Origin of the sequence: Sulfuricurvum sp., assembly GCF_028713855.1 — a bacterium.
Taxonomy (GTDB): Bacteria; Campylobacterota; Campylobacteria; order Campylobacterales; family Sulfurimonadaceae; genus Sulfuricurvum.
On record NZ_JAQTNN010000014.1, the window covers coordinates 14817 to 41375 of the forward strand.

Consider the following 26559-nt stretch of genomic DNA (forward strand, 5'->3'; position numbering starts at 1 on the left):
AGCGCTGATGATACCGACCCCTGTGTATATCTACAAACATCAAAAGACGTTTGAGAAATGGTTTTAGGGGGCAAAAATGGATAAAAAAATACTGTTGCGTGTTTGGCCAGAATTCGGGAGTACCGGAATATGGATGCCACCAAACCCTTCGGATAACATTATGGGACAAATGCTTACCTATGAATCTCTTAAACTTCCTAATGATTTAGCAGACGCATTTACGCAATGGCAAGAACGTTATAACGAGCGTCCGTTGCCTGATAATGGAATCTTTGATTGGGAATCTTTGCATAAAGAGGGGTTAGAACTCGCAAAAGAGCTTAAAAATTATAAACTTTATGATTTTTCAGTTCAGTACTGGATGAATGAATCATGGCAAATGATCTACGGTTATGACGTAATGGCAGATTACAGTGCCTCATTATGGGATGATGAAGGGACAAGTATCACTGTTGATAGTATCGAAGACGATTTAAGAGGGTATACTATTTCCAATAGTGATGAACTTCAAAAGGAATTCGATGCATGGGAGGAAGATTTTTACAAATCGTTGGACAATACGTTGGAATGGGAAGCATTTAATGCAGAAGGTCATCGGCTGACAAATGAACTACAATCTAGGTTACCGGAGTATTGTACTGTGAGATATATGCATGCTTTTGAAGAAACGTATCCGCCGTTTTAAAAGTGATTTTTTATCCTCTTTTGCAGCCACCGTATGTCCGAGCGGGCTGTTGGCGAAGTTTCTCGACTGCCGCTTGCGCTTCACGTAGCAGTATCTCTCGAAGGCTACGCGGATAATGTACCTGTATATGAGGCAGCCACTGACGACACAACGGTACCATCTCCCAAACACTGGTGACGGTATAGGTGACGATGATATCTCCATCGTCTAAATGGGAGACAACCTTTTGACTCGGTAAAAACTTTTTGAGTTTGAAATAACGTGCTACTTCGCCACTGATTTGCAGTTTTACTTCACGTTCATCGAATGTCCCATCCGCTTTCGGATAATACTTCGCCCATGAGGTCTGAAAACGCTCGACGAATTTCAAAAATGATGGATCTGGTCGGAACAGCTCTCCGGTGGATTCGATACTTTGAATCATAGCTACACGTGATAGAAGCAATGACGGAATTCCCTCATGAAACAACTCACTTGCGAGGTAAAAATTCTCATTCAAAAAGACGATTGAGTAGGGACGGGCGATAAAGACCGATGCTTCACCATCACGCAGATAATCGATACGGATCTCCTGATGGAACTTCACGGCACGTTCTAACTCACGAAACAGCTCAGGACGGCTGTTAAACTCTTCAAACGGTCGGGTTTTAAATGTATAAAGCCGCTCGTATTCGCTGATCTTGCCGGTGAGCTTTTCGCGCTCTTTTTTATCCATCTTTTTGGTGAGGGATAATCCTCCTCGCTCCGCCAGTCCCAATGCCCCTTTGAGCAGGGATATCTCATCAGGGGTGAGTACATTGTCTAAGAGCTCTTTTTGAATCGCGTAGATCATCCCGTTGTCATTAATGAGAAATTCACCGAATACCTCTTTGATGAGGGCAATGTCACGGCGAATGGTACGATCGGAGGTTTCGAACTCAGCAGCCAAGGAAGCGGTGCTTAGACGTTTGCCTTCATTCAGACGCGCGACGATGGTGCTAACGCGATTCATGGAAGATGCTTTGCTCATATGGTCACCTATGGTAATTTCGAAAGATTATATCGAGATGAACGGACACATTATGTCCGTTTTTAATTTATATTGCTCTAAAAATGTTTTTTTGTAAATTTCACCTCGGACATTATACGTCCAATATTCACCCTATCATGTCATCGTTCCAATCAGGCATTACGAAAAAGAGTTCATCGTAAAAGCACAGTAACTAGCTTAAAACCGCTAAGCATCAACGCCACCATACGTTGAAAGATCATAGAGGAATGTAGCGAGGGAGTGCCCTCGCTACATTCATGAATTTATGAGAGATGAGGCTGTTGTCTCTGCTCATTATTCACTCTATGGGCGTAAAGTCACTCTTTTTATTTTTATCCTGTGCGGAACGGGGAGCATTACGGTCAAAGCATCAACGAAATTTATCCTGGAAAGCGGCTTTGACACTTTCATCTCCCCACCTAATACTTGGAGACTATTATGTCTAAATTTAACACCATACCTTCACAAAAGCAGTCTAACCTTGCCGATGGCATCTCATACCGCAACGATGCCAAACATGAACTGGCTATCAGTGTCATGAGTTCGACTCTGAGCAACGACTTCTTTTATGAGCGTGAAGAGAGCCGTATCGCATCTCTCGAAACCCTATCCAAAGAGCTGATAGCAGATAATGAAGCTTCCTTCGTCGCCAAATGCGCGATCTATGCCCGTCATAATGCCAACCTGCGTTCCGTATCCCATGTACTGGGCGTTACCTTATGTGAAAACGCTACCGGCAGCGGAGTGATCAAACCCGCTATCAATCGTCTAATCAAACGGGTCGATGATATGACCGAGCTGGTATCACTATGGAATACCAAGCACCCACAATCAATGGTGCCAAATGGAATGCGAAAAGCATTTCGTGAGGTACTTGAAGAGAAACGTTTTGATGCGTATCAGCTCAAAAAATATGAGCAGAAAAATGCCAAAGTAAAACTCAAAGATATTATACGTTTAGCACGCCCCTCAAAACATTTGGAACTTTACAAACAAGTGCTTGATGTCAATCTCCCTAAGATTGAGCAGCTGCATACGTCAATCAAACGTGACACCGATATTCAAGAGACGTTTATTGACCTAGCCAAAGCTAATAAAGTGGGCTATATGGAAGCACTCAAAATGACACCGAAGATATTAGAAGGCTACGGACGTGAAGAGACCTTCAAAGTGTGGAAAGAGATCATTCTTTCAAAAACGTTGCAGAGCCGTTCGGGTGTATTGCCGTTTCGGTATTACAAAGCCTATATCGATCTCACTCAATGCCAAAGCACCCCTGTAGTAGATCCGATGAACCAAATCGATCTTGAAGAGGTGAGAGAAAAGTATCTTCCCCGTAGTGTATACAAAGATATTCGTAATGTTCTCGAAGAAGCATTCTCATATGTGACACGTATCGAACCTCTTGCATCTGAGGGAGAAAAAGTAGCGATTCTTATTGATAATTCAGGCTCCATGGACAGCCAATCATTAGGGATAAGCTTGTTTTCTCATGCACAGATTTTAGCTAAAGCGATTATTGAGAATGTAGGATGTTCAAACACCTATCTCTATTTTTGGTCGGATATATGTGAAGAATGGAAATTGGAGTTAAATTTCACATTTGAGCAAATCAGTCGACATCATGCTGCTAACCGCGCTACTTACGTCAATATGCCGTTTCATCGTTTAATAGAAGATGAAATCATAGTGGATAAAGTAATCATACTTACCGATAATCAAATGTATGCGCAAAACAGCAAGAAAGAGACTTTCAAGACCTACGCCGATCTCTACAAACAGCGTATTGCACCGGATGTAAAAGTGCTGTTCTGGGATTTGGCAGGATATGGTGCCGGAACACCGATCAAACTCGATGGGGATTTTTTAGAGATTAGTGGGCTCTCCGATAAACTTCTCAGGGTTGCTCCGAAACTTTGGAATGATCCGGATGCATTGGTAAATGAGATCGAATCGATCAATCTTTAAAAACGGACACAATGGTGTCCAACCTCTCCTTTACACTGCCATCATCAAAACGTAAAGGATTACACGATGAAACCTACAACTGCTACACGCACTTCATGGATGAAGAGAACTCAAGAGACGATTACGCAATGGATGTTTTTTGCGTTTTAAGAAATACATATATAAAGGATATCCATGTGTATTGCACTCATGTTAATAGCGCTGATCAGTATCATCATCGGATTCTATCGCATTGTCACTAGACCATCAGCAACGCTGGAAGTACGTTCTTTTGCTATGACATGGGTTTATTCGATGATATGGCCGATTATCGTCGTGATAATCGCATTATCGATATGTCTGAGATAACGACATGAAATACACATTGGATGATATGTTCGAATCCCAAAATAAGTTCTGGTCATTGGAATATCAGGATTTTTATCGCAAAACTTTCGAAGAAACGGTTAGGTTATATCCCCATGATACACAACGGGTGGCTATCCTGCAAAATCGAGCCAGAAAGATTTTGGATAAATCGCCTCATTACCATTTTTTGAAAAACCATCTTTTTGATTTTCCTGCAATCAATGCCTATGGCTTTGAGCATTTCGGATGGTTGGATGAGAAGATAACCGGATTAACGGATCATTCCCCTTTAGAACTGATATATCTATACTGGTTTGTGACCGTCTGTATCGAAGTGGGATATGGGGACGATAAATATGAGTTTGAAAATGACTTGCTCAATGCTATAGGTCTGATCGATGAGTTTAAAGCAGGCGTTTTACTCGATGATATTGCTAAAAGACTCCGAAGAGAGCTGATGCTGTGGCTTGCCGCATATCGAATTATCTGTGATTCTAAATATAAACTGGCGGCTTCTATCGATGTCGAATTTTGGTATTGTGAACCGGAAAAACACGATCCTGTAAATGAATGGTTTTTCTACTATCTGCCTGTTAATCTCGATCTTGGCGGTGGAAGCGATTGGCCATCATGGGAGGTGCTGATGAAAGCCCGTGAAAAAATCCTCATCTTTTCCGAAATTGCAAAAATAGAGGTCAAATAATGCCATTAATCGCGTTGTATATTTTGAGTGCAGTGATTTTGCTAATAAGTGATATTGATGGCATTCGTACAGATCTATTTAGCGGAGAATTGTCCGTTTGGGTATTTTTTCTGATACTGGTTCCTATCGTATCTTTTGCCATGATTTTAGCTCTTATGTCCATTGTTCTTCTCATCACAATGTTATGGATGATATTTGAAGCACCCCTGCGGTGGCTCTTCGTAGAGTTGTATATTTTGAGTATGCGAATATGGTATTACGGGCGATTAATTTTTATGTCACGTCAGCGCAGACGCATCGAATATGAGAAAACCCTTCCTGCACTGATCGAGCTTAAACGATTGCGCAACCGCTTGAAAGCATCGATGCGTGAACCGACTCCAGCTCCTATCGAAACCGATGTGCAGAAAAAAGCAAAAAACGACTTATGGGTGGTAGTGGCAATTTTGGTTGCATGGGGTTTGCTCAGTGGGGGATGAATAACTTGATGAAAATGAACATCGATTCTCTTGTGTGAATCGACGCGATTGAGTGGGTTAAGTCCTTCTCTAATGAAATCAAGGTAAAATCAACTTTATTTTTTCTTTACTTAAATTAATAGGATTTAACATATGCCTTCTCTCGACTGGATCGGTAAAGCTTCCATACTCAATCATCACAATGAAATCCCCTACCGACTCGTCGAATGCAATGAAGTTGTTGGTGATTTGAATGCAGGGAACCTCATAGTTAAAGGGGATAACCTTCATGCATTAAAGGCTCTTCTGCCTTATTACAAGGGCAAAGTTAAACTGATTTATATTGATCCTCCCTATAACACAGGAAATGAAGGATGGGTCTATAATGATGCTGTAAATAGTCCCGAGATAAAAGAGTGGCTTGGACGAGCTGTTGGGCAAGAAGCTGAAGATCTTTGTCGTCATGATAAATGGCTGAATATGATTTATCCTCGTCTAAAATTATTGAAAGAATTTTTATCTGAGGATGGCTCCATATGGATTAGTATTGATGATAATGAAGTTCATCATCTTAGAACTCTTATGGACGAAATCTTTGGTGTAAAAAGATTTATTGCATGCAATGTATGGCAAAAGCGTTACTCACGTGAAAACCGTGAGGCGATTGGAGATGTTCATGAATATATTGTTGTTTATGCTATGAATCCAACATTATTCAAACAAAAACGAAACCGTATTCCATTTGATGAAAAACAAGCTAAGGTATATAAAAATCTCAATAATGATCCAAAAGGACGATGGCGTGGTATTCCGATGACAGCTCAAGCTGGACATGCCACGGCTGAACAGTTTTATGAAATAATTTCACCTGCGGGAAAGGTTTTTCGACCTTCTGAAGGCAGATGCTGGTCATTATCCAAAGCAACATATGAAAAATTTCTATCTGAAGGAAAAATATATTTTGGTAAAGATGGAAAATCTCAGCCAAATGTAATTAGATATCTTTCAGAAGTACAAGGTGTTGTTCCTTGGACGTGGTGGCCACATGAAGAAGTTGGACATACTGATGAAGCTTCAAAGGAACTATTATCTATTTTTGCAGGGACTTCTGGTTTTAATACAACCCCCAAACCAACCAGATTAATTCGTCGTATCCTCCAAATCGCAAGTAACCCCGGAGATATTATTATGGATAGTTTTGCGGGGAGTGGTACTACAGCTCATGCCATATTGGCTCAAAACAATGAAGACAACGGTCAACGCAAATTTGTTTTGGTAGAGATGGAAGATTATGCTCGTGATATTACGGCAGAACGAGTAAAAAGAGTCATGCAAGGGTATGGGTCTACTCTAGGCATAGGAGGAGGATTCCGTTACTGTGAACTTGGAGAATCTATCAAAGATGAAAATGGAGCGTTAAATCCTGAAGTTTCTGCCGAGGTATTGGCCAAACATCTCTTTTTCAGCGAATACGGCGTACCTCTCGAAACCAAACCAACTTTGCCTTACATTGGTTCATTTAACGAAAGCGGGCTCTATCTTTTCTTCGATACGTTTGAGCGTAAAAAACTTGCCAAACTCCTCAAAGATTCAAATGAATCTCGAATCGTATATGCTGCATCTTGCACCATCGATCCTCAAAAACTCAAAGATGCAGGAATTACTTTTCGCCAACTCCCTTTTGAAATCAAGGATCGATAAATGACGCTTAAAACCTATCAACAAAACGCTCTCGATGCATTGCAACGTTATTTTGTCGAGTTTCGAAGTGATGAGAACCCAAAAGCGTCATTGGAACGGACTCAAGAAGCGTTAGGGCTCAGCAAAACCGCCTACACTCTTGTCAGCTCTGAAGCATGGGATTATCTTCGCCCTTATCTTTGTGTTCGTGTTCCTACCGGTGGTGGAAAAACACTTATCGCTGCACACAGTGTTTCGTTGGCAATGCGTGAGTTATTACGAAGTGATAGTGCTGTAGTCTTTTGGTTGGCTCCTACCAAAGCGATCGTGGATCAAACATTACGTGAACTTCGTAATCACAATAGTGCAGAGCGACAAGCTATTAATGCTGCAACATCCAAAAGCGTTAAGATACTTTCAATTGATGAGGCATACTCGAACGCATTTGATTTGGTCAGTGATTTTGTTGTCATTGTCGCAACCTTTGCAACGTTTCGTGTCGATAAAGAAGAGGGGCGTCGTTTCTTTGGTTTAAACGGTCAATATGTCCATCTCAAACATGCTTTAGGTGATAAACTGAGCTTGCGTGACGTTTTAGCAAAAGCACATCCTATTATCATAGCCGACGAAGCACACAGTGCTCGAAACGATTTAGCTATATCTCGACTACTGGAAATAGAACCATCGTGTATACTCGAATACACGGCAACTCCACAAATGCAAACGCGTGGTGAAAAAGTTGCTAGCAATATCCTAATCAGCGTTTCTGCTTCTGAACTCAAAGCCGAAAATATGATCAAACTTCCTTTGGAAGTTCAAGTGATCGATAAGTGGGAAATTGTCGTCAAAGCGGCTATTGAGAAACGGCAAGAGCTCGAAGACCTTAGTGCCGTCGAACTCTCAACAACCGGTCAGTACATTCGTCCGTTAATCCTCTTCAAGGCTGAGCCGGAAGGGAAGAATGATTCTGTTACCGTCGATGTCTTGGAAGCGTTTTTAAAAGAGAATTTTGCAATACCGGCTGAACAGATAGCTGTACATACCGGAAAGAGAAAAGATCTCGATGGTATCGATATCATGAGTCAACGCTGCCCGATTCGTTATGTTATTACTGTTGCAGCACTAAAAGAGGGATGGAATGCCCCTTATGCATCCGTATTCTGCTCTGTTGCTAATATCGCAGGCGGTACAGCAGTAGAACAATTTTTGGGTCGCGTATTGCGGATGCCGTATGCTAAACCAAAATCTCAACCAGCATTGGCAAAATCCTATGCGATTGTTACTTCACTGCGAACATCTGAAGTCATTAAAGCGCTCAAAGATAATTTGATAGAGTGCGGGTTTGAAGAACAAGAAGCGGAAAAAGTCGTCATTCTTCGACCGTCATTGCCAGAAGTACAAGCTCCTGAAACATTACCTTTGATCGAAACAACTGAAGCCGATGATTATTTAGAACGTTGTTTTGCTCCAATCCAAAGCAATTTTAATCCTAATGATATTTCAGTTGAAAAGAAAATCGAAGTTATTGCATCGGCTCGTAAAGAGGGTGGAGAGTCATTGGCAAAAGCTGTCGAGCAAAGGGTTATGCAAGAGAGTGAAGCCCGTTTTGCTCAATTTTTCGAGGTACCTACACTTGCTGTAAAAGAACAGGGTGAATTGTGGGATTTTGATAGTGAAATTTTGATTGAAAGATCAATGCTAAGCGAAGCAGAAATGATCCGTTTGGCTGAGTTTGATGAGAAAGTTTTCAGTGTCCATGCGCACGGTATGAAACTGGAAGTTGATATTGACGGTAAAAAGCTGGTTACACAAACGCTTGGAAGCATTAGAGATGATTTGCTTAGTCTCAGCGGACAGGCTGCAACACCTGATGAAAGAGCATTGACGAATGCTGTTTTAAATAAGTTGGATCGCCGTAATCTGACAATGATTGATCAAGCCAAACTGGTCTTTTTTGTTGCCCATGCGGTTCACTATTGTATTCATACTCGCAACATGGATCCAGTCGCTATACGTGCGAATCTATACGATTTCGCAGATACCGTCAAGCATATGCTCGAAAGCGGATTGGGGCAAGCACGACAACATGCTTTTCAAGAATTGCTTGAAGGGGATGAACTTGCTATCGGACATGCATTTAGATTTGACAGTGATCGTTACCCTTGTAAGCCGGATAAGAACAGTTTGAATTTTAAAAAGCATTTTTACAAAAAAGTGCACGAAATGAACAATGAAGAACTTGAGTGTGCGTTATTTATCGATTCTCTTGATGAAGTAGAGATGTGGGTTCGTAATATAGAGATGCAGCCGCAACTTGCGTTTTGGTTACAAACGGCTACCGATCGCTTTTATCCGGATTTTATTGCAAAACTCAAAGATGGGCGGATATTTGCTATCGAATACAAAGGGGAACATATTATGGAAAGTTCCGATTCGATTGAAAAAAGACGCGTAGGGGACGTATGGGCTAAGGTGACGGGGAATCTATTTGCGATGGTAGGAAGAAGTGATTTTAAAAACAAAATAACTGATTCTATACTCTAAGTGATTTGAAATAGGACACGACGTTGTCTCATATCTGTGGTAAAAATATTCATTTTAAATAATTAAAGGGATGCATTGTAAATGCGAGCTAAAAACGTCGGCGAATTACTGAAAATATTGCACTCAAACTCTGCCCTCTTGAGTGCAATATTCGATAGCAACGGTCGGCAGATGAATATCAACAGTGCCATTGGAATGTCCAATAGTGATACGATATCTTTTTTAGAAGATTACGGCATCATCGAAATTTTTAACAATGAAGTTATCCTCGATGATCAAATCATCCATATGCTCGAAGCGCATTTGATAGACGGGTACGATGAAAATCTCTATGATTACGTCGAAATCTTCAAAAAAATAGATACTTCAATTTCAAAATACTACAACACCTCCGAAAACGGAGGGGATCCGGCTCGACATCTCCGTGATATCCAAAGAGAATTACAGCGGATGCCAAGAAATCTGTTGGATACGTTACGTGGTATTCAACGGCATGTAGAGTTTACGTATCGATCTGCTTCCAGTGCACAAGAAAAGCTTCAAGAACTTACTTCCTACAATGAATCTCTTCTGCGATTTGAATCAAAACTCAGATTTATTCGAGACGAACTGTCTCGATTTAGAGGCTTTTTTACGCATGTGGGTGACACGGCTATTTTGCTTCGCCGAATGCGTCTGAGAACTTATATATTAGATGTTTCCAATACGCTCATTCAATTAAACAGCAGTGTTGTCGAGTATATACGCAAAACCAATGAAAATATCCGTTTTTACAAACATCTAGTCGAGCTTAAAGAGTTGAGAGACCGTAGGGAAATTATTGATAAGACCAATCTCTATGAACTGATTTACGAGTCTGAAAAAGAACCACTTTTAAATGGCTATTCAACCGTAGAGAGACCAAACTATACTATCAAACTGCATCCTGATTACTCCTATGAAGATGAGTTTGAACAAAAAGTTCTTTCACGGGGTTCAGTGAGCCAATCCATAGGAAAAATTGAAGCTACCAATGTCCCCATAGACGATTCTTTGTTCAAAGATGAGACCATCGAGGTTGTCAGTTATGCAGTTCTTTTGGATGGATATGTAATGTCGGATAGCCAGCAGAACCTACTGGAATACATTAAAACGTCTTATCCTGATATTAACGATGAAAACCTTCTTGAAGTTTATTTGTCTGCAGCTGTTTTTGGAGAACGCTATCTCGAATTTAGTGAAGCAGAAATGGAAATCATTTCAACACACATGTGTATTCCTGCACATTTAAAATCAATACACTGAGGATACAAAATGGCACTTATTGATACCGCCAAGCTTCCGATTGAAATCAAAGAAATTTTTGACACGTTACGCAGAGGGAATTTTATCGTTGATAATCATCCCGATTCCCATCAAAAAAGACTCTATGGCGTTTGCGATTCACACCATTCACTCCTCTTTTCTTATTTTGATAAGCTGGGTTATGAATTGACAGGAGGGGAGGGTTACTTCCTTTTTACCGTCTCGGATATGCCTGAGAGCGCGAAAGAAAATAGGATTGATCGGGTTCTCGAACTTCTGGATTTTATGGAACTTTTTCACGGAGTATTTCCCTCTTTTGGTATAGGGTGGCGTGGCTCTCCTGCAGAATTAGCCACAGCGCTCAAAAGTGATGCTATCCGTTATGAGAAACTGGAAAATGCTCGTATTTCTAGGGGGAAATCATTACAGGAGCTTTGCGAGAAAGTGTTTAGTGAGATGGAGCGCTTTGGAATCATAGTTCCCATTAGTGACAATCAAAATAATTACATGGTGACATCAGCTTATAACTATGCCAAAGAGTTTTTTGAATCAGTGAAACGAATCAATACCCGTGATGATGAGGCGATACAATGAAGGGGCTTAAATCGATTACATTCTATAACACCGGTCGCTTTGCCTATGGGCATATCGATGTGGATGAAAATTCTCTTCTGACCGGGACAAACGGCGTCGGTAAAACAACGACTAGTCAAGCAATGTTGTTTTTTTATGGAACGACGCGAAGTGATCAGCTTGGCATTACAAGACGTGAGGGGAAAACGTCATGGTCAAAATACATGTACCCTCATTCAAACTCCTATATTTTTTACCGCTACACTGGGCTACATGGTGACATACTATTGATGACGTATCAGCATGGAAACGGTGTTGCTTGGCGATTTATGCTAGTTGAGGGAAATATTGATCTCAATGCCATTGTATTGGAAAACCAAGTTGTTAAAAATCCTAAAGAGGTCATAAAATATTTTCTGATTGCAGGCTATAAGCCAAGCACACAAATTACCGATCCTGGGGTGTACCGTAAAATACTTTATGGAAGTATTGATACACGTAAGGAAAAAGATCTTGGCGTTTTTCGAGAGTATTCGTTAATGGAAACGGCAGGGGAATATCGTCATATACCTGACATGCAATCGAGTATCTTTGTCGATTCAAGTGTAAAAGCAGGTGCAATCGAAAAAGCGATTACCAGTGGTTATGGGGCATCGTCTACACTGTCATTGCCACAAATACGTAGTCAGCTATATAGTGCGATTGAGCAATTTCGTGCTGTGAGAAATTACGAACAGCAAAAAAAACTGATTGAAAAAATGGGTGAAGAGGTTCATAATTACACCCAGCATACGGATGCGATTGAGCGGGTATTGCGACAGATGCAATCAAACAAAAAAGCGTTAATTCTCAAAAAAGAAGAGGCTGGTTTAACAAAAGAGAAGCTTGACATAGAATATGGGGTAATCGAAGGCCGACAACGTGAAGAGCAACGTGAACTTGATGCGCAAGTAGATGCTGTAAAAGCGGATTTTGTGACTGCAAAGCTTGAATTTGAGGAGGCACAAAGGCTTCAAATCTATTATTCTGATAAAGATATGGTGAGTGCTTCTGCTGAAGTCGATGCTATCCCTACCCTTGAAAAAGAGTTGAATCAGAAGAAAACGGAATATGACAATAGTTTAGGGGGAGCAAAAAGTTTAGCCCAAACGTATGATGATATGCTCCTTAGTGAACAAGAAGGTCTTGCTAAGCAAATACGTCTTCATGAGCAAGGATATGAAAACGTTAAAAAGGAAAATGACTCGCGTAAAGAGCTTTTAGAACAACAGCACGACCTTGATCTTGAACGGATCGAAAAATATAACGAAGAAAAAAATAAACAATTGGTACTCGATTTGGCGAAAGCTGAGACGATGTATATGGAAGCCTATAAGAATCATACGAATATAGTATCTGCAAATCCGTATAACGTCCCTGTGATGCAGCTCAAAGAATCCATTCTAGTCTTGAAAACAACGATTTCCAAAACCAATGATGATAGAGAACTGCTAAGTCGTCAAATGGAGTCTAATGCCAATCATAGGGATGCCTTAGAACAACGAATTGAAACGATCAGCTCTGATACGACCCGTAGGATTGAAATTGAAAAAAAACCTTTCCTAGAGACTATTAAAACGCTAGAAGATTTACTAGAAGCCAATGAAAAGACTTTATTGCATCTCATACGTACCCAATTACCGTCGCGTGAGGGGATTCTGACCTCTATACTAAAAGATGAAATACTGCTAAATACAGAATTGTTCCCAAGGGTAGGGGAGGTGCATCCATCTATTTACGGCCTGATACTCGATGAATCGGTATTACCGCAATCGAATTTGTCTCGTGAGACAATTCTTGAAAAAATCAGGGCAGAGAAAAAAGCTATCTTAGTCATAGTGAAAAAAATTACGGATGAGTCGGATGAAATTCTTGCATCAATCAACAAAGAAAAAAACGATCTTCAGAAAGAATATTTCTCTCTCAAATCCAAAAAAGATGGTCTGGATACAGACTTGCTCAGAGACAATGCAAAATTAGTCTTATTAGAAGAAGAGTACGAAGCTCTCACGAAATCATCTCAAATACAATGGGATAACGCTAAAGAGAGTTTAAAAAATGCTTATGATGCGGCTAAAGCATTGGTTGAACAATTGAAACTTCAAAATGATGCAGCGGGAAGTCTTTTACGAGAAGAGATCAATCAATGTAAAATCATATACAAAGATACGTTAACCCAGCTTCGGGAAGAGCTTGTTCGGGCAAAAGAGTCTCTTGAATCGATAATTGAGGCAGAAAAAAATAAAAGTGCCCAAAGTCGAATGGATATAGAGCAGCGACGCAAAAATGCTCTCCTTGAAGGGGGATATTCTGTAGAGTTGATTGAAACCTTGCGAAATGAGTTTGAAGCTTCGCAAAAACGGCTTGAAACAGCTAAATCCCATAGAAGTGCAGTTGAGCGATGGCGGGAAGAGCTTAAAAAAATTGAACGCCTATCTTCATTCAAAGAGAGAGTAGATACCCTCACGCTTTCAGTTCAGAATGTTGAAAACAAACGCTCGAAACGTATGGAAGAGATGCGTAGAGAAGAGAAAGCAATTCATGAAAAAATAAATGCTTTAGCCCTCACTATCGATAGCTGCGATATGTACATCAAAGAGGCTGATATTGTATGGAATAAAAATGACTTTCATTTTTTTACCCAAAAGATTGATGATGAGGGCGAAGCCACATGTGTTCCTATGCCAAGTGAAGAATCTACAAGTAACCTTGGCAATACAGCGTCCATTGAACATCAGCGCCGCTCAAGTGCCGGCAAGGAAGTTGGATTACTCTTTGGGAGATTTTTATCCTATTTTAAAGGTTCCGATCAATTTATCTTTTTTCAATACAGTATTGCTTCGAGTGAAGCTACTATTCGCTCAGCCAAGAATCTTATAGAGTTCGTCGAAGGTGGAGGTCTTGATGAGATCAAAGAGACGGTTGCATCCGAAATTCGCCTTATTCAGGGAAATATATCTGAGCAATATGAAAGTTTCAGCAGTGAGACGCGTACGATAGAAACGCTCGTTAATCGAATTGACAAAGGGCTCAAACAAGCAATTGTGAATATTCCGGTTATAAATGATATCGGGATTCGTATGGTCCGTAATGAACATCGAATCTTCAAAGATCTAGAAGCGATTTCCGCTGTTGAAATTCCTTATGGGAAAAGTGACTCATTATTTGGGGATTTAGAACACAGCAATAGGGCATCATCTGAGATTCTCGGACATTTTGATACGCTATTAAATCATATTAATGATGAACGTCGAGAAGAGCTGAGCATTGCAGACACGTTTGATGTACAGTTTCGTGTTGTTGAAAATGACAATGTATTCGATTGGGCAAGCTCACGTTCGGGCATAGGTTCTACCGGTACCTCGATTATCATCAAAACGTTAACCTATATTTCCCTTTTGCAATCCGTAATGGAAGGAACGCAGAAAGGTGAACGAATTCCAGTTCATGTCGTATTGGATGAGATTGGGATGCTTGATCAACAAAATATGCGTCAAATCATTAATTTTGCGAATGAAAACGGTGTTTATCTTCTCAATGCGGCACCGGATGTAAAAGTACCTGATCGATACAAAAATATTTATCTGTATCGCATCGTGAATAATAAGTCTAAAATCTCTCGATTAGCAGTACACAAGTGAAGCCGATAACACTTGGTGATGCCCGTTTGTTTCGGGATTTATTCGAAACACAAAGCAGCGTTTATAAAAGTGGGTTCAGCAGCAGTGGAAAAAAACTGCTTGAAGATTTAGAACGTTGTGGCGTGATACGCATTCGACATGTAGCTGCAAGGTCATGGCAAGTTTTTCCTCTTTCATACGATGGGTTTTTGGCTCATATCAAAACCTACTACAATATTGATGATTTTGAACGTTACATACAGGCATTGGAGCTAATATCACCCAGTAGGGAAGAGCTATCTGCCCTTGGGGTAAGTACAAAATTACGAAATATTGGTCCTAAAACCGGTATCCACATTAATGCGCCATTTCCTTTAGAAGTGATAATTGGAGGACAAAAAGTGAACCTTAGCTTTCCTATAGGTACAGCTTTGTTTGTTCATGAAAACGTTGAAATCCAAATACCTGTTGATGTTGTGATTGTTGGAGTTGAGAATTTTACCAATATCACCAATGCATTTAGACAAAGTCATTTGTTTGAGCAATTTGGAAGAGTATTGTTTGTGGAACGTTGCGGCACATTACAAGGATTACTTGCCAGAGTCAGTAACCGTTACATCCATTATGGGGATATTGATCTCGCAGGGATACATATTTATCAAGTACAGTATGCTCCGATAGTGGATGAACGAGGGTCTTTTTTTCTACCATGTTCTGTGGATGAATTATTTGAGAGATTTAAAGGGCTTCCTGAATTATTTGAACAACAAAAGCGTAAATACGCTGCTCTCAAAGGGATTGATGAATCAATGCAGATACTTATCGATGAGATCCGTACTCAGAAAAAGGGAATTGAGCAAGAATCTTTTATTTAAACTTGATATATGCAAATATTAGGTCATTGCTTATGTTGTTTGATTGTATTATCTGAATTCAATTGTACAGCCCAGTCATATGTTCCAGATCCTGCATTATAATTATGAATGACCCAACTTTTATGTGTACCTTCTTGATAATTTCTGCCAATCTCTAATGCTAAAGAAGATTGAACAGATAAAAATAAGTGAATACTACTGCAATTTTCTTTGCTAGAAAGTTGGTCAATGATTATTTTTAATTCTTCAGATATTCGCTGAAGATTGTCTTGGTTATTAATTAGATTTCTACCAATATTCTTACTTGAGGTAATAATCAATGTATGGCCATGAATAGATGCAGGCAATTGATGTTCTTCTATTTGAGTAGTGAAACAGATAGCTAAACCTACTGCACCTTCCTTATTAGGATGTATCTCATTGATAGGATGGTAACTTAATCCAATGTTTTCATCTTCATCATCAAGTAAATGCCACTTATTATTTGCATGTTTTTGATCAAAATAGACTATATTAGCGCTTATATTTCTAAAACGTGAACCATACGCTACCAATAATGGTACTCTCGCTCTACCTCCCAAAAAAACCTTTTTACAATCATGATGTAAAATAAAACGGTGATAAATATCTACCATTTGTTCAGCATTAAACATCTCTATAGATTTTTCAATATAATTTTGGCCTTCAGATACCCCAAGTTTAATGGGCTCTCTTGAATCAATTTTTTCTGATTCATACAAGATTTCATCAGGAAAATGCGCTGATTCGCCGAGCATTGAGACAATCATAACTTTTGCTGTTTTTCTAGCTTGGTTACGTACAGTTTTGATACCGTAGTAGATTAGTGAAGTACCAACTAACGTAAATATTATGGCCATCCATAAAGAGATATCTGAAATATCTGCAACTGTAATTTCAAATTGATCAAACAAAACTAAAGGTTTGGCATTCTTGAAAACAATATCTATTTTCCAACCACCGAGTAATACTGGAACCAGATACAAAATTCTTATCCCATAGTTAACAAGTGGATATGATTTTTTTCGTAATTCGATTAAGACACTGAGCAACCATTTAATTTTAGGCCAAATTGGCATTGTATTCTCCTATTAACTCGATTTTATTAAAAACTGCTCTCTTAGTTCCCATCCAACAACGGATATGAGTCTGGCCAACTATGAAATAAAATAGTCGATCACCTTCGTACATAGACTTATTCAAGGCGATATTCCAATCTCTTTTATCTACAGAAGAATAATTTGGAATTGGCTCCGCATGTGTATGCCACAAACCTACATATGTTGATTTGCGTTGTGATTCTTGCCATATTTTTTGTACTAATCGATTGTGGTCGTCTGATCTATAATATTCATATCTTCCTTGTCTATCAGACGGCTGAGGCGGGGTATAATCATCGATTAATAGAGTCCCATTTGAATTCAAATGTTTCCCGATCAATACTCCACCCGATTCTGCCGCACTAGAATTTATTTGTCTATAGCTCAATAGGTGTTCAATCAACGATTTGGATATTCTAACCAAACCATATCCATGGACTTCTATTTCCCATTCATTTGTCATTGCAAACCTTGCATAGCTCTGCCCTCGATATTGCAAATTCATCAACTAAATTTATTGCGTCATAACGAGCAGTTGTTTTTAAACTTCCCGTACCTTTACCTTTCCAAGACGCTGCTTTAGATGTTAAATCTTGGTTTAGAAGCAATTGGACAGATTGGTTAGCAGCCAAAATAGCTGTTTGGGAAGAGTCCAAGTAAGAAAACGGAGTAAATACTCCAGCACAACCTGTCAAATTCTTTGATATTTTTTGGTCTGAATCCAGTAGATTTAATTTACAGATATTTGAATATCCATCTTCATATGTATATAGACAATTCAAACAGCATGTATCAAGATTTAAACGTACGGAATGCCCTCCATATCCAGCTGCTTCATTCCAGCAAAATATTGCATGTTTTACGTCCCTTCCCTTTAAGTCAATATTGAATTTTAAATTTAGTGAAGGTGAGCCAACCGCAATAATGACCAAATCTGAATTAACAATATATTCTTCATTCAAAACTTTCTCAAAAACTTTTTTAATTGCAGTAACTTTGACATATGGCAAATCTTTTTGCAAAGCGAATTGTAATGCTACGACCTTGCTATTATGTTTTACTTTTGGAGTGCTAGTTTTTAATTTTTCAAGCTCATAATTTAAATAGCTTCCTCCTAATCTATGCCTATAAATATTGTCAACCTTTAAATCGTCATTATCTATAAGTGTCAATTCTCCAATACCTGTTTTAGCAAGCATAAAAGCTATTTCACTTCCGACAGAGCCACATCCTACAATGGCCACTTTTTTGTTTGACAAAATATTTTTAGCCCCGCCTCTTTCGAGTAAATACTCTCTATGATTCCGTTGCATTGTATAAAATCTAAGTTCCCATTGATCTGAATATTCTGCACAAGGATGAGGCCTATCATCTTTGTGTATATATTGCAATAACAGCTGGGTCCGTTCATTTGCCTGTCTAGGCATACTTAAGAGAATAAAAAATTCCTTTTTAGGGTTGGTTTTTTCTAAAAATTCATTTAGAGCACTCTTGTTTTCCGGGGAAATATTATCGAAAATGGAATAGATATATTTAGCTGTCAATTTTTCTGCATTTGACGGTGGCAAAACAGGTGTATCAAGCGGTAAATGTATTATGTTTATAATCGTAGAAATGGCTTTTTTAACATTACTGAAATGTGTTGGATATTCATTACGTTGATTTAATAATAAAACAGGAAAATGGTAATGATGATTTTGTCGATAAAGATACCCAGATCTTATTGGTATGACAGAAAGTGTGATAATTTCGAATTTATCAGTAGCTACATAAAAAGAATTAACGTCGCCAATCGCATCGTGTTGAAAATATCCTTCATATTCATCTGTTAATTCAACTTGATTGATTCTCACACTTGCATGATCAAGAGTTTTAACAATTTCTTCTAAAAAATACTCGATAACTTTTGAAGGATTTGATGTATTAATGACTATACTATCGCTCTCTTCAACACATACAGTACACGCTCTATTCACATGAGCCAATATACCTACATCATCTTTATCTAAAAGTTTTGCGAAAGGAAGACGGTTGGGAAAGTCATATGAAAAATCAAGTGAAACATTCCAAATCTTTCTTCCTTTTAGTGAAAAATTCCATACTTTCTCACTTGCGCCCTTTTCGCATGAAATCAAACACTGAATAGAGATCTTTCGTATTTCCTCTTCTAATTCTTCATGGCTCACGCATTATTTCCAGAAGTTACATAGGGCATAACTCTGGCTTCTTTCACATCTTCTACCAGTGGAAATTCATCACCGAAAACATTACGCAAAATTTTACTTGCCTTATGTGCCGATTCTTCCCGTTCAGCCTCTTCTAGAGCTTCCAAAAGAATATCTACTTTCTCATGGAATTTATCTTTTTGTATCAAAGTCATTTTGTAATAAACATTTTTATAAGGTGCGACCGGTAGATCAACAACGATATTTTTCATCCATTTAGATAAGGCGTGATCATATTCATCGCAAAACGAATCTTTAATATACTTCGCTACAGTTATGAGGGCATTTAAATCACTTTTTTTATCATAAAAATTAAAAGCTTTTCTTGTCTGAATAGTCAACCCAATAGATGGCGGCGCACCATTTCCTCCGGAATTAAATTGCTTTTCTTTCCATTTTTTTAAAAATCTTACACAGCGTCTAAACTGAGCAGCCTTGTCTGGATCAGTTGAAACATCTGCAACCCATGAAGTGAGCTCTTCCGGTTCAGATTTATACCAAAGTTTTTCATCTGAAAATTCTTTCCCCCATGCAATATGAATGTCACTATTGTTATCTGAATAAACCGCCAAATCAACATGATAATCTTCTGTTTTATATTCCACTGTAATACATGGCCGCTTGTATTTGACAGTCCGATTGCTCTTATTAAGCTTGTCTCTAACAAGTTTTTTTAAAGTGCCAGACTCATATTCCTCATTAGTAACGTTAAAGATAACACCAACATCAATATCATAATCATCATGCTTGGGTCTGATACCTGTGTTCATTGCATATGAACCTTGATTTATTGATCTGAATGTTAGGCTTTTATCGGTACCGGGTATTTTTTCATCCTTCAATGCATCTCTAAGTTCATCAATCAACAAATCTCTTTTATCTCGAAGATCTTTATTCTCATCATACTTTTTAAGTTTTATTTTTTCATGAAATGTATCAAACTCTTTTTGCATATTTGGCATTGTTTAGAATCTCCAATAAATTTAAACAATAATAACAAAAAAATGATACGTATACAAATATAATGACTTTTTGCAATATATTTGTATTGTAGACAAATGCTTTTTCATCAGCTTTTATACTTAAAGTACAGTATTGGAATAAGATTTTTATGGATAGTGTTTTATAGTGATAAGTGTCAAATTATTTTATAACTGAACAGTCATTTAATTCACTAGACCTTTTAAGTGTATCAATCAACGTCGACCGTTTGACTTCAAATGTTCGACACACTGCCGCTTTGGACATCCCGTTATTTAAAGCTTCTAAAATAGCATCCATCTTTTCTTGAGCAATCGCTCGTGGCCGTCCACCGATACGTCCTCTTTTTCGCGCCGCTGCTAATCCAGCATTAACACGTTCCTGTATAAGCGAGCGCTCGAACTGTGCCAATGCTCCAAATACATGAAAGAGCAGTTCTCCTGACGGACTGGAAGTATCCATACCCTCAGTCAAAGATTTAAACCCGACACCTTTGGATTTTAGATGCGAAATGATTTCGATCAAGTGGGGCAGGGAGCGTCCTAAACGATCAAGTTTCCAAACGACCAGTACATCTCCCTCTTTAACATATTCTAATGCTTGAGCTAAACCAACTCGATCATCTTTAGAACCCGAAGCTTTATCTTCGAAAATATTCCTTTCATCTACGTTGGCACTCATCAATGCATCACGTTGAAGATCAGTACTTTGTCGATCACCGTCAGTCGATACTCGCATATATCCTATTAGCATGCCGGAAAACCTCAAATTTTAGTATCCGACTATTATATCATTCCGACAGTGTTTTTTGTATGGAATATCACAGCTTTTTTGGCTTTAAAAACAGGGTAGGGCAGAGTGTACGAAAAACACTAGATTGAGCTTTATGGGCGATTTTTCCAGTAAAAAGGTTTTTGATTTTGGTGCATGATTGCAATGATAATAATTTCATTGTCGATGATTTGATAAATAACTCCAAAAGGGAACCGATTGGTTAAACAACGTCTCGTTTTAGAGGTCATGGGTTGCCAAGCATTTGGGAAATCAATGATTCGATGGATGGTTACATAAATCTCTTGAGCAAATTCCAATCCCAAATGTTCCTGGCACTCTTCATAATAATCAATTGCAACATTTAATTCGAGTTCGGCGTCAGGATGGAATCGAAATGTCATCAAGCAAAGCGTTTTTGTATTTTTTGAAAGACTTCATTCCCATCTACCAGTAATACTGTGCCTGATTCGATGGAATCAACGCGCTTGTCAATTTCTTGTTTCCACAAAGCATCAATACTTTCTGAATGAGGAGTAAGACTGCGCAAAAGCTTATCGATCAATTTGGTCTTAAGATCAAGAGGCATTGAATCGACTTCTGCCAATAACTGATTTGCGTTTAAAGCGATCATGAAGACCTCCTTTTTTGTTCTGACATTATTATAACGCACATTAGAATATGAAGCAAAAATTCTTTTGTAGAAAGAGCTGATTTGAAAAGCATACGGAAAACACTTGTTTTTCTATATTTTAAAAAGTTGACAGTATAAGGGAAGAATTTCTTTGTAGATTTTAGACCCTATTTGCTATTGCACGTAATCAGTTGGGGCAAGAAAGCTATCTGTTTACGTGCTTCTTCAATCCAACATAGTAAAGTAGAATCAGGATTTTCAATTAAAGAATAAATCACCCATTTTCCTTCTTGTATTGATTCAAGAATACCGGCTTCGCGCATTTGCTTAAGATGTCGGGATACGAGCGGCTGTGAAAGCTCTAACGTGTCACAAATCTCACATACACACACTCTTTTGTCTCTTAAAAGAAAAATTAGTATTTTCAACCGATTAATATCGCTAAATATTTTTGATAATTGAACCAATCTTTCCATCTAACCTTCTTCTAAGTCTTTTTATATAACAATCTCGTTATATAACATTAAAGTTATATGATTATAACGTAAGAAGAGGTTATTTATGGAAGATATTGTTCTTTTCATTGATGCTATAGTAGCTTTGAGCAATGCAATGGCTTTTTATATCCTCTTCGGTCTGCTCTTCGCTGGAATCTTACATGAAATGGTACCTGAAACATTGGTTTCCAAACATCTAGGAAAGGACTCTATCGCTTCCGTAATCAAAGCTACCTTATTTGGTATCCCTTTACCCGTGTGCTCTTGTGGGGTGATCCCGTTAGCCGCTTCTATCAAAAAAAATGGTGCAAGTAACGGGGCAACGCTCTCTTTTTTGATTTCTACCCCCATAACCGGAGTCGATTCTATTCTCGCTACCTATGGAATATTTGGCTGGGCTTTTACAATTTACAGAGTTGTTACGTCCATTATTATCTCTATGATAGCAGGAATAATTACTAATCTGAAAGCTCCCGGTGAATCAAAAAACTCTCAACCATTGTTCACTATGGCACACTCAAAGCCGGTTAATCCATCCACGGTTTTAGTTAGTGCATTACCTAATAATGAAAATTGTTCTGCCGGTGATTGTGGGTGCGGTCAACCCAAAGCGAAAAAACGTTTTTCCTTTATCGGTGCGATGCACTATGCGTTTGTGACTTTGCTGCGTGATATCGCCAAGCCACTATTGTTTGGACTCATTATCGGTGCATTGATAACGGTGGCAATTCCCAAAAATTTAAGCGACATATTGATTACCTATCATTGGATCTCTTATCTAATCGTCGTTGCGATTGCGATACCGATGTATGTGTGTGCAACAGCTTCTTTACCTATTGCGGCGGGGCTTATGCTCGCAGGTGTTTCACCCGGAGCCGCTTTTGTCTTTCTCTCAGCCGGACCTGCAACCAATACGGTGACAATCGGCGTTGTCAAAAAAATGATGGGTACTCAAATCCTCACTATTTATTTGGTGACCATCGGTATTGGAAGTATTCTATTTGGTTTTGGATTGGACTATTTGTTAGATGGTGTTAATGTCAACGAGATTATCCATATCGATGAAAACCCCGGATTGATCGAGTGGATAAGCAGTACAATTTTATGGGGATTTGTGCTCTATTTCATCGCGAAGCCCTATATTAGACCTAGTAAAATCAAAAATACAGGAGACAAGAACAATGATTTATAAGCACGAGACAAAGCATTCGATTGGTGCGATTAAAGAGCAAATGACATCAAAAGCAAAAGAGTATGGATTCGGTGTGCTCAAAGAGTATAATTTTAAAGATCTTCTACATGAAAAAGGCTTTCCGATTGAGAGAGATATTACCGTATTCGAGCTATGCAATCCCAGCGGGGCACAAGCCATTCTTGGTTTGCATCCGGAAGTATCTATTTTTCTTCCTTGTCGCATCTCTATATATGATGATAATGGTCAAACAGTCATAAGCACCATAGGTATGGAAGATATAGTGCATAATTTCAATCTTGAAGAAACCATTAAAAGCCATATGACAGGACTTTTTAGCAAACTTCAGGCATTGATAAACAGTTGGGAATAGTATATAATCATCCATCATGAAAAAACGTAATTTTTGGACAATACTGCTATTGCTCTCCTTTAGCTTCTCAATTGTGAATGATTTTGTTATTGAAGCCAATGAGAAAGATCATTGTAGCATCCAACAATATGTTCAAGAATTTTCTCAACCTACGCATTGTGGGGATTTATGCGATATTCGATATATGTTTCATATCAGCTTTATTCTCCCTGCTCAGACACAACTTGTCGAATTTGAGAGCCATACGTTTGCGTCGATTTATAACTCTGAGTATTATATCAGCCATAATCCCCCTTCTAATTTTCGTCCCCCGATAGCCGCTTAATTTTTCTATTTTTCAAAAAACAATAATCATTAAAACAGCCTTTTTGGCAAATTATTAACAGTATAAAAGGATTAGTCATGAAAATATTATTCGCACTTAGCACATTAATTTTTGCATTACACGCTCAATCAGCGGAAATGACCGTACAGGAACATATGTCGATTCACACCTCTAACGCTCGCCCTTCCGTACAGCTTCAAGCCAAACAGGAAATGCACCGAATTCATAAAGTTGATGAAAAGCAATTAGCAGACTTGGTTCAAAAAGAGACCGGAGAAGAAATTACCAGTAAAAAATTAACCCATAGAGGTAGAATCCTCTACTACGATGTACGCACTGCGAATTATCGTTTGGAAGTCAATGCTCTCGACGGTGCCTTCCTGAAAAAAGAAAAAAAATGATTAAGCTTATTCTTTCTTTGTCGCTGTATTCAGCGGCAGTTATGGCAGAGAGTTTTGATCTTTTTTTAGAACAGGCTATCGAAAAAAGTCCCTATTTGAATGCTTCAGCATTAAGAACTGATCAAGCCATACTTGAAGGAAGTAAACTGACCCGTTATGAAAATCCTACTCTCGAAGTGGAAAGATCCCGATTTAAGTCCGATAATGGCTATCGGTTTGGACTCAATCAACCGGTTCGTATATGGGGTGTAGGTGAAGACAAAGAACGCATTGCCAGATCGTTATCAAGCAATGCCAAAGCCAATGTTGCGGTTGAGCGATCCCGCTTTATCAAAGAGCTTTCACTTTTGTATGTCGATTACGCGCAAAATCAAAAATTATTGAATCTTGCCAACGAAGAATTGAAAATTGCTCAAAACATTAATGATGTCTCTAAAGCACGCTATGCTAATGGCACTTTATCTAAGGCACTAATGCTCCAAGCCGATGTTGCGTATTTCGATGCTCTCTCCAATCGCGCTGAATCCCAAAAAGAAGCGGTAAAAAGCTATGACGCGTTACGTGAATACGCTGGGTTTAGTGAAGAAATAACAATTGACGCGGATAATAACTTCATTCGTCTTGGGGATGAGAAATCAAATCCTGATTTAGCGTTATTGACATCGGAAAATGACCTTAAAGCATCGCAGGCAAAACTCGAAACTCATATCATCGAATCAATTGGGGTATTTGGAGAATACGAAAAAGAGCCCGATCAAAATATTTACCGTGCAGGAGTTTCGATCCCTTTACCGATTTTCAATACGAAGCGCGAAGAAAAATCGATTCAAGAACTTCAAATACGCCAAAACGCACTGTTTTTCAAAGCGCAAAATGACCGTCTTGGGCTTCGAAAAAAGAGTTTGATGAAAGAGATTACATCTCTTGAAACACTTTTGCAACAACGCAGAGAAAATCTTAAAAATGCCCAAGAACTCTTGGGGATGTATCAGGATGCCTATGCGATTGCTAATGTTAATCTTTTAGAACTCTATGAGATCAAAAATCGCCGTATTGCGACCCAAGAAGAGATCATTTCTCTCCAATCACAAATTAATCGTTCTACTATCGAATACAACTACCTTCAGGGAGCTTACAATGAATAAAATATCACTGAGCGCATTATTTTTTTCTGTAGCACTATTTGGTGCAGTGCAAATACCGACCGATACCGTACAAACACGACCATTTGGTGCCACAATTGACGTAAACGCCAAAGTAATTGTGCAAAAGAATGATCAATATGCTATTACAACGTCGCTGGAAGGGTACATCGAAGAATATTACGTCCGTGTCGGTGATGCGGTTAAAAAGGGGGATAAAATCGCATGCTTGCGTTCGGTTGCCCTCTCCAAACTTTCCATCGATTATCAGTCGTTAAAAACCCAATACACCCATTTCGATAAAAATTTTCAATCCGATAAAGCGTTGTATGAACGAGGTATGCTCTCACGGCAGGAGATGACGACAAAACAAATTGAGCGGGATGCACTGTTATCTCAAATCAAAGGGATCGAAGTCCAGCTCAAAGGCTCTAACGTCAACCCCTCATCACTAAAAAATAACGGCAATTCTCACTATGTCTATGCGTCTGCATCAGGACGAATCGGTGAGATTCTTGAACCGGTGGGTGCATTTATCAAAGACGAGAAAGTGATGGCAACCATTATCAACGCCGATGCGTTTTATTTGCAATGTTTTATCCCTCTCAAATATTCGGCACAGGTGCAGAAGGGACAAAAGGTTTTGGTGAAAAGTAATACACCCTCTGTGATATATGGACAAATTAATCGTGTATTGCCGAGTATTGATGAAGCAACTCAGCGAATCAGCGCATTGGCTTCGCTGGATAAATCTTCATCCTTGTATTTGAATCAGTATGTCGGGGCAACCATCTATACCCAAAAAGATAAAAACTACCTCGCTGTGAAAAAATCGGCACTTACCTTTTTTCAAAACGAATGGGTTGTTTTTGTCCCTACTGTTACTAAAGCGCACGTAAAAAAAGAAAAGAACGATGAGCATGAGGAAGAAAAAGCCCCCTATGAAGCGAGAGTGGTAGAAATCATTGCTAAAGACGACCAATATATCGCCATTAAAGGGTTGAATGCCGGTGAACGCTACGTTAGCGATAAAAGCTATTACGTTAAATCAATGCTGTTGAAATCAGCTATTGGCGAGGAATAAGGGAGCAAC

26 protein-coding genes are annotated in these 26559 nt (G+C 38.9%); 17 read left to right on the forward strand and 9 right to left on the reverse strand.

Annotated elements, in window-relative coordinates:
* Positions 1 to 76 precede the first annotated feature (76 nt).
* Positions 77 to 685 carry a hypothetical protein gene (locus tag PHI47_RS11775; RefSeq protein WP_299937598.1) on the forward strand — a complete coding sequence of 203 codons (609 nt, stop codon included), beginning with the start codon at positions 77 to 79 and terminating at the stop codon, positions 683 to 685.
* A gap of 10 nt (positions 686 to 695) precedes the next feature.
* Here the strand turns inward: PHI47_RS11775 and PHI47_RS11780 are convergent, their stop codons facing one another.
* A complete protein-coding gene (locus PHI47_RS11780; protein WP_299937600.1) occupies positions 696 to 1676 on the reverse strand; it encodes a YafY family protein in 981 nt (326 codons plus the stop codon).
* A gap of 477 nt (positions 1677 to 2153) precedes the next feature.
* On the opposite strand from PHI47_RS11780, the gene PHI47_RS11785 reads away from it, so the two are divergent.
* From PHI47_RS11785 to PHI47_RS11830, 10 genes are all read left to right on the forward strand, one after another.
* Positions 2154 to 3683, forward strand: coding sequence for a TROVE domain-containing protein (locus PHI47_RS11785; RefSeq protein ID WP_299937603.1), 1530 nt, complete (start codon positions 2154 to 2156; stop codon positions 3681 to 3683).
* A 174-nt stretch (positions 3684 to 3857) separates the two neighbouring features.
* A complete protein-coding gene (locus tag PHI47_RS11790; protein WP_299937606.1) occupies positions 3858 to 4031 on the forward strand; it encodes a hypothetical protein in 174 nt (57 codons plus the stop codon).
* 4 nt (positions 4032 to 4035) lie between these two features.
* Positions 4036 to 4734, forward strand: a complete 699-nt coding sequence (locus PHI47_RS11795; protein ID WP_299937609.1) for a hypothetical protein — start codon at positions 4036 to 4038, stop codon at positions 4732 to 4734.
* Positions 4734 to 5213: a hypothetical protein gene (locus PHI47_RS11800; protein WP_299937611.1), complete on the forward strand. Its 480-nt coding sequence runs from the start codon at positions 4734 to 4736 to the stop codon at positions 5211 to 5213. Before PHI47_RS11795 ends, PHI47_RS11800 begins: the two co-directional genes overlap by 1 nt.
* A gap of 132 nt (positions 5214 to 5345) precedes the next feature.
* A complete protein-coding gene (locus PHI47_RS11805; protein WP_299937614.1) occupies positions 5346 to 6893 on the forward strand; it encodes a site-specific DNA-methyltransferase in 1548 nt (515 codons plus the stop codon).
* Complete coding sequence (locus tag PHI47_RS11810; protein WP_299937617.1) at positions 6894 to 9416, forward strand: DEAD/DEAH box helicase family protein; 2523 nt, start codon at positions 6894 to 6896, stop codon at positions 9414 to 9416.
* An 81-nt stretch (positions 9417 to 9497) separates the two neighbouring features.
* The gene (locus PHI47_RS11815; protein ID WP_299937619.1) at positions 9498 to 10700 is read left to right on the forward strand and encodes a hypothetical protein; all 1203 of its coding nucleotides are present in this window, start codon (positions 9498 to 9500) and stop codon (positions 10698 to 10700) included.
* A 9-nt stretch (positions 10701 to 10709) separates the two neighbouring features.
* Positions 10710 to 11294 (forward strand): hypothetical protein, encoded by a 585-nt coding sequence (locus PHI47_RS11820; protein ID WP_299937622.1) that lies wholly within the window; start codon positions 10710 to 10712, stop codon positions 11292 to 11294.
* On the forward strand, positions 11291 to 14953 hold the full coding sequence (locus PHI47_RS11825; RefSeq protein ID WP_299937625.1) for an ATP-binding protein: 3663 nt from the start codon (positions 11291 to 11293) through the stop codon (positions 14951 to 14953). Before PHI47_RS11820 ends, PHI47_RS11825 begins: the two co-directional genes overlap by 4 nt.
* A complete protein-coding gene (locus PHI47_RS11830) occupies positions 14950 to 15807 on the forward strand; it encodes a hypothetical protein (protein WP_299937628.1) in 858 nt (285 codons plus the stop codon). Before PHI47_RS11825 ends, PHI47_RS11830 begins: the two co-directional genes overlap by 4 nt.
* A gap of 23 nt (positions 15808 to 15830) precedes the next feature.
* On the opposite strand, the gene PHI47_RS11835 is transcribed toward PHI47_RS11830, so the two are convergent.
* From PHI47_RS11835 to PHI47_RS11870, 8 genes are all read right to left on the reverse strand, one after another.
* A complete protein-coding gene (locus PHI47_RS11835) occupies positions 15831 to 16904 on the reverse strand; it encodes an SAVED domain-containing protein (protein ID WP_299937630.1) in 1074 nt (357 codons plus the stop codon).
* Positions 16888 to 17388, reverse strand: a complete 501-nt coding sequence (locus PHI47_RS11840; protein ID WP_299937634.1) for a Mov34/MPN/PAD-1 family protein — start codon at positions 17386 to 17388, stop codon at positions 16888 to 16890. The genes PHI47_RS11835 and PHI47_RS11840 overlap by 17 nt, the downstream gene beginning before the upstream one ends.
* Complete coding sequence (locus PHI47_RS11845) at positions 17378 to 19111, reverse strand: ThiF family adenylyltransferase (protein WP_299937636.1); 1734 nt, start codon at positions 19109 to 19111, stop codon at positions 17378 to 17380. Before PHI47_RS11845 ends, PHI47_RS11840 begins: the two co-directional genes overlap by 11 nt.
* On the reverse strand, positions 19108 to 20103 hold the full coding sequence (locus PHI47_RS11850; protein WP_299937639.1) for a nucleotidyltransferase: 996 nt from the start codon (positions 20101 to 20103) through the stop codon (positions 19108 to 19110). The genes PHI47_RS11845 and PHI47_RS11850 overlap by 4 nt, the downstream gene beginning before the upstream one ends.
* A 190-nt stretch (positions 20104 to 20293) precedes the next feature.
* Positions 20294 to 20884 carry a recombinase family protein gene (locus tag PHI47_RS11855; RefSeq protein WP_299937641.1) on the reverse strand — a complete coding sequence of 197 codons (591 nt, stop codon included), beginning with the start codon at positions 20882 to 20884 and terminating at the stop codon, positions 20294 to 20296.
* A gap of 131 nt (positions 20885 to 21015) precedes the next feature.
* Entirely contained in the window at positions 21016 to 21306 is a 291-nt protein-coding gene (locus tag PHI47_RS11860) for a type II toxin-antitoxin system RelE/ParE family toxin (RefSeq protein WP_299937643.1), read from the reverse strand.
* Positions 21306 to 21536 (reverse strand): addiction module protein, encoded by a 231-nt coding sequence (locus PHI47_RS11865; protein WP_299937645.1) that lies wholly within the window; start codon positions 21534 to 21536, stop codon positions 21306 to 21308. The genes PHI47_RS11860 and PHI47_RS11865 overlap by 1 nt, the downstream gene beginning before the upstream one ends.
* Before the next feature lie 167 nt (positions 21537 to 21703).
* A complete protein-coding gene (locus tag PHI47_RS11870) occupies positions 21704 to 22012 on the reverse strand; it encodes a metalloregulator ArsR/SmtB family transcription factor (protein ID WP_299937648.1) in 309 nt (102 codons plus the stop codon).
* 85 nt (positions 22013 to 22097) lie between these two features.
* On the opposite strand from PHI47_RS11870, the gene PHI47_RS11875 reads away from it, so the two are divergent.
* From PHI47_RS11875 to PHI47_RS11900, 6 genes are all read left to right on the forward strand, one after another.
* On the forward strand, positions 22098 to 23225 hold the full coding sequence (locus PHI47_RS11875) for an SO_0444 family Cu/Zn efflux transporter (RefSeq protein ID WP_299937650.1): 1128 nt from the start codon (positions 22098 to 22100) through the stop codon (positions 23223 to 23225).
* Positions 23215 to 23598, forward strand: a complete 384-nt coding sequence (locus PHI47_RS11880; RefSeq protein ID WP_299937652.1) for a DUF302 domain-containing protein — start codon at positions 23215 to 23217, stop codon at positions 23596 to 23598. The genes PHI47_RS11875 and PHI47_RS11880 overlap by 11 nt, the downstream gene beginning before the upstream one ends.
* Before the next feature lie 16 nt (positions 23599 to 23614).
* On the forward strand, positions 23615 to 23923 hold the full coding sequence (locus PHI47_RS11885; RefSeq protein WP_299937655.1) for a hypothetical protein: 309 nt from the start codon (positions 23615 to 23617) through the stop codon (positions 23921 to 23923).
* 77 nt (positions 23924 to 24000) lie between these two features.
* Complete coding sequence (locus PHI47_RS11890; RefSeq protein ID WP_299937657.1) at positions 24001 to 24324, forward strand: hypothetical protein; 324 nt, start codon at positions 24001 to 24003, stop codon at positions 24322 to 24324.
* Positions 24321 to 25469, forward strand: coding sequence for a TolC family protein (locus PHI47_RS11895; RefSeq protein ID WP_299937659.1), 1149 nt, complete (start codon positions 24321 to 24323; stop codon positions 25467 to 25469). The genes PHI47_RS11890 and PHI47_RS11895 overlap by 4 nt, the downstream gene beginning before the upstream one ends.
* Positions 25462 to 26550, forward strand: a complete 1089-nt coding sequence (locus PHI47_RS11900) for an efflux RND transporter periplasmic adaptor subunit (RefSeq protein WP_299937662.1) — start codon at positions 25462 to 25464, stop codon at positions 26548 to 26550. The genes PHI47_RS11895 and PHI47_RS11900 overlap by 8 nt, the downstream gene beginning before the upstream one ends.
* Positions 26551 to 26559 lie beyond the last annotated feature (9 nt).

Bases quoted from the DNA above. Each gene is read 5' to 3' on its own strand.
- PHI47_RS11785 (WP_299937603.1), top strand. From the start codon at position 2,154: ATGTCTAAATTTAACACCATACCTTCACAAAAGCAGTCTAACCTTGCC.
- PHI47_RS11805 (WP_299937614.1), top strand. From the start codon at position 5,346: ATGCCTTCTCTCGACTGGATCGGTAAAGCTTCCATACTCAATCATCAC.
- PHI47_RS11890 (WP_299937657.1), top strand. From the start codon at position 24,001: ATGAAAATATTATTCGCACTTAGCACATTAATTTTTGCATTACACGCT.
- PHI47_RS11775 (WP_299937598.1), top strand. From the start codon at position 77: ATGGATAAAAAAATACTGTTGCGTGTTTGGCCAGAATTCGGGAGTACC.
- PHI47_RS11820 (WP_299937622.1), top strand. From the start codon at position 10,710: ATGGCACTTATTGATACCGCCAAGCTTCCGATTGAAATCAAAGAAATT.
- PHI47_RS11900 (WP_299937662.1), top strand. From the start codon at position 25,462: ATGAATAAAATATCACTGAGCGCATTATTTTTTTCTGTAGCACTATTT.
- PHI47_RS11855 (WP_299937641.1), bottom strand. From the start codon at position 20,884: ATGCTAATAGGATATATGCGAGTATCGACTGACGGTGATCGACAAAGT.
- PHI47_RS11880 (WP_299937652.1), top strand. From the start codon at position 23,215: ATGATTTATAAGCACGAGACAAAGCATTCGATTGGTGCGATTAAAGAG.
- PHI47_RS11885 (WP_299937655.1), top strand. From the start codon at position 23,615: ATGAAAAAACGTAATTTTTGGACAATACTGCTATTGCTCTCCTTTAGC.
- PHI47_RS11895 (WP_299937659.1), top strand. From the start codon at position 24,321: ATGATTAAGCTTATTCTTTCTTTGTCGCTGTATTCAGCGGCAGTTATG.
- PHI47_RS11795 (WP_299937609.1), top strand. From the start codon at position 4,036: ATGAAATACACATTGGATGATATGTTCGAATCCCAAAATAAGTTCTGG.
- PHI47_RS11810 (WP_299937617.1), top strand. From the start codon at position 6,894: ATGACGCTTAAAACCTATCAACAAAACGCTCTCGATGCATTGCAACGT.
- PHI47_RS11790 (WP_299937606.1), top strand. From the start codon at position 3,858: ATGTGTATTGCACTCATGTTAATAGCGCTGATCAGTATCATCATCGGA.
- PHI47_RS11800 (WP_299937611.1), top strand. From the start codon at position 4,734: ATGCCATTAATCGCGTTGTATATTTTGAGTGCAGTGATTTTGCTAATA.
- PHI47_RS11860 (WP_299937643.1), bottom strand. From the start codon at position 21,306: ATGACATTTCGATTCCATCCTGACGCCGAACTCGAATTAAATGTTGCA.
- PHI47_RS11835 (WP_299937630.1), bottom strand. From the start codon at position 16,904: ATGCCAATTTGGCCTAAAATTAAATGGTTGCTCAGTGTCTTAATCGAA.
- PHI47_RS11840 (WP_299937634.1), bottom strand. From the start codon at position 17,388: ATGACAAATGAATGGGAAATAGAAGTCCATGGATATGGTTTGGTTAGA.
- PHI47_RS11825 (WP_299937625.1), top strand. From the start codon at position 11,291: ATGAAGGGGCTTAAATCGATTACATTCTATAACACCGGTCGCTTTGCC.
- PHI47_RS11870 (WP_299937648.1), bottom strand. From the start codon at position 22,012: ATGGAAAGATTGGTTCAATTATCAAAAATATTTAGCGATATTAATCGG.
- PHI47_RS11850 (WP_299937639.1), bottom strand. From the start codon at position 20,103: ATGCAAAAAGAGTTTGATACATTTCATGAAAAAATAAAACTTAAAAAG.
- PHI47_RS11875 (WP_299937650.1), top strand. From the start codon at position 22,098: ATGGAAGATATTGTTCTTTTCATTGATGCTATAGTAGCTTTGAGCAAT.
- PHI47_RS11865 (WP_299937645.1), bottom strand. From the start codon at position 21,536: ATGATCGCTTTAAACGCAAATCAGTTATTGGCAGAAGTCGATTCAATG.
- PHI47_RS11780 (WP_299937600.1), bottom strand. From the start codon at position 1,676: ATGAATCGCGTTAGCACCATCGTCGCGCGTCTGAATGAAGGCAAACGT.
- PHI47_RS11815 (WP_299937619.1), top strand. From the start codon at position 9,498: ATGCGAGCTAAAAACGTCGGCGAATTACTGAAAATATTGCACTCAAAC.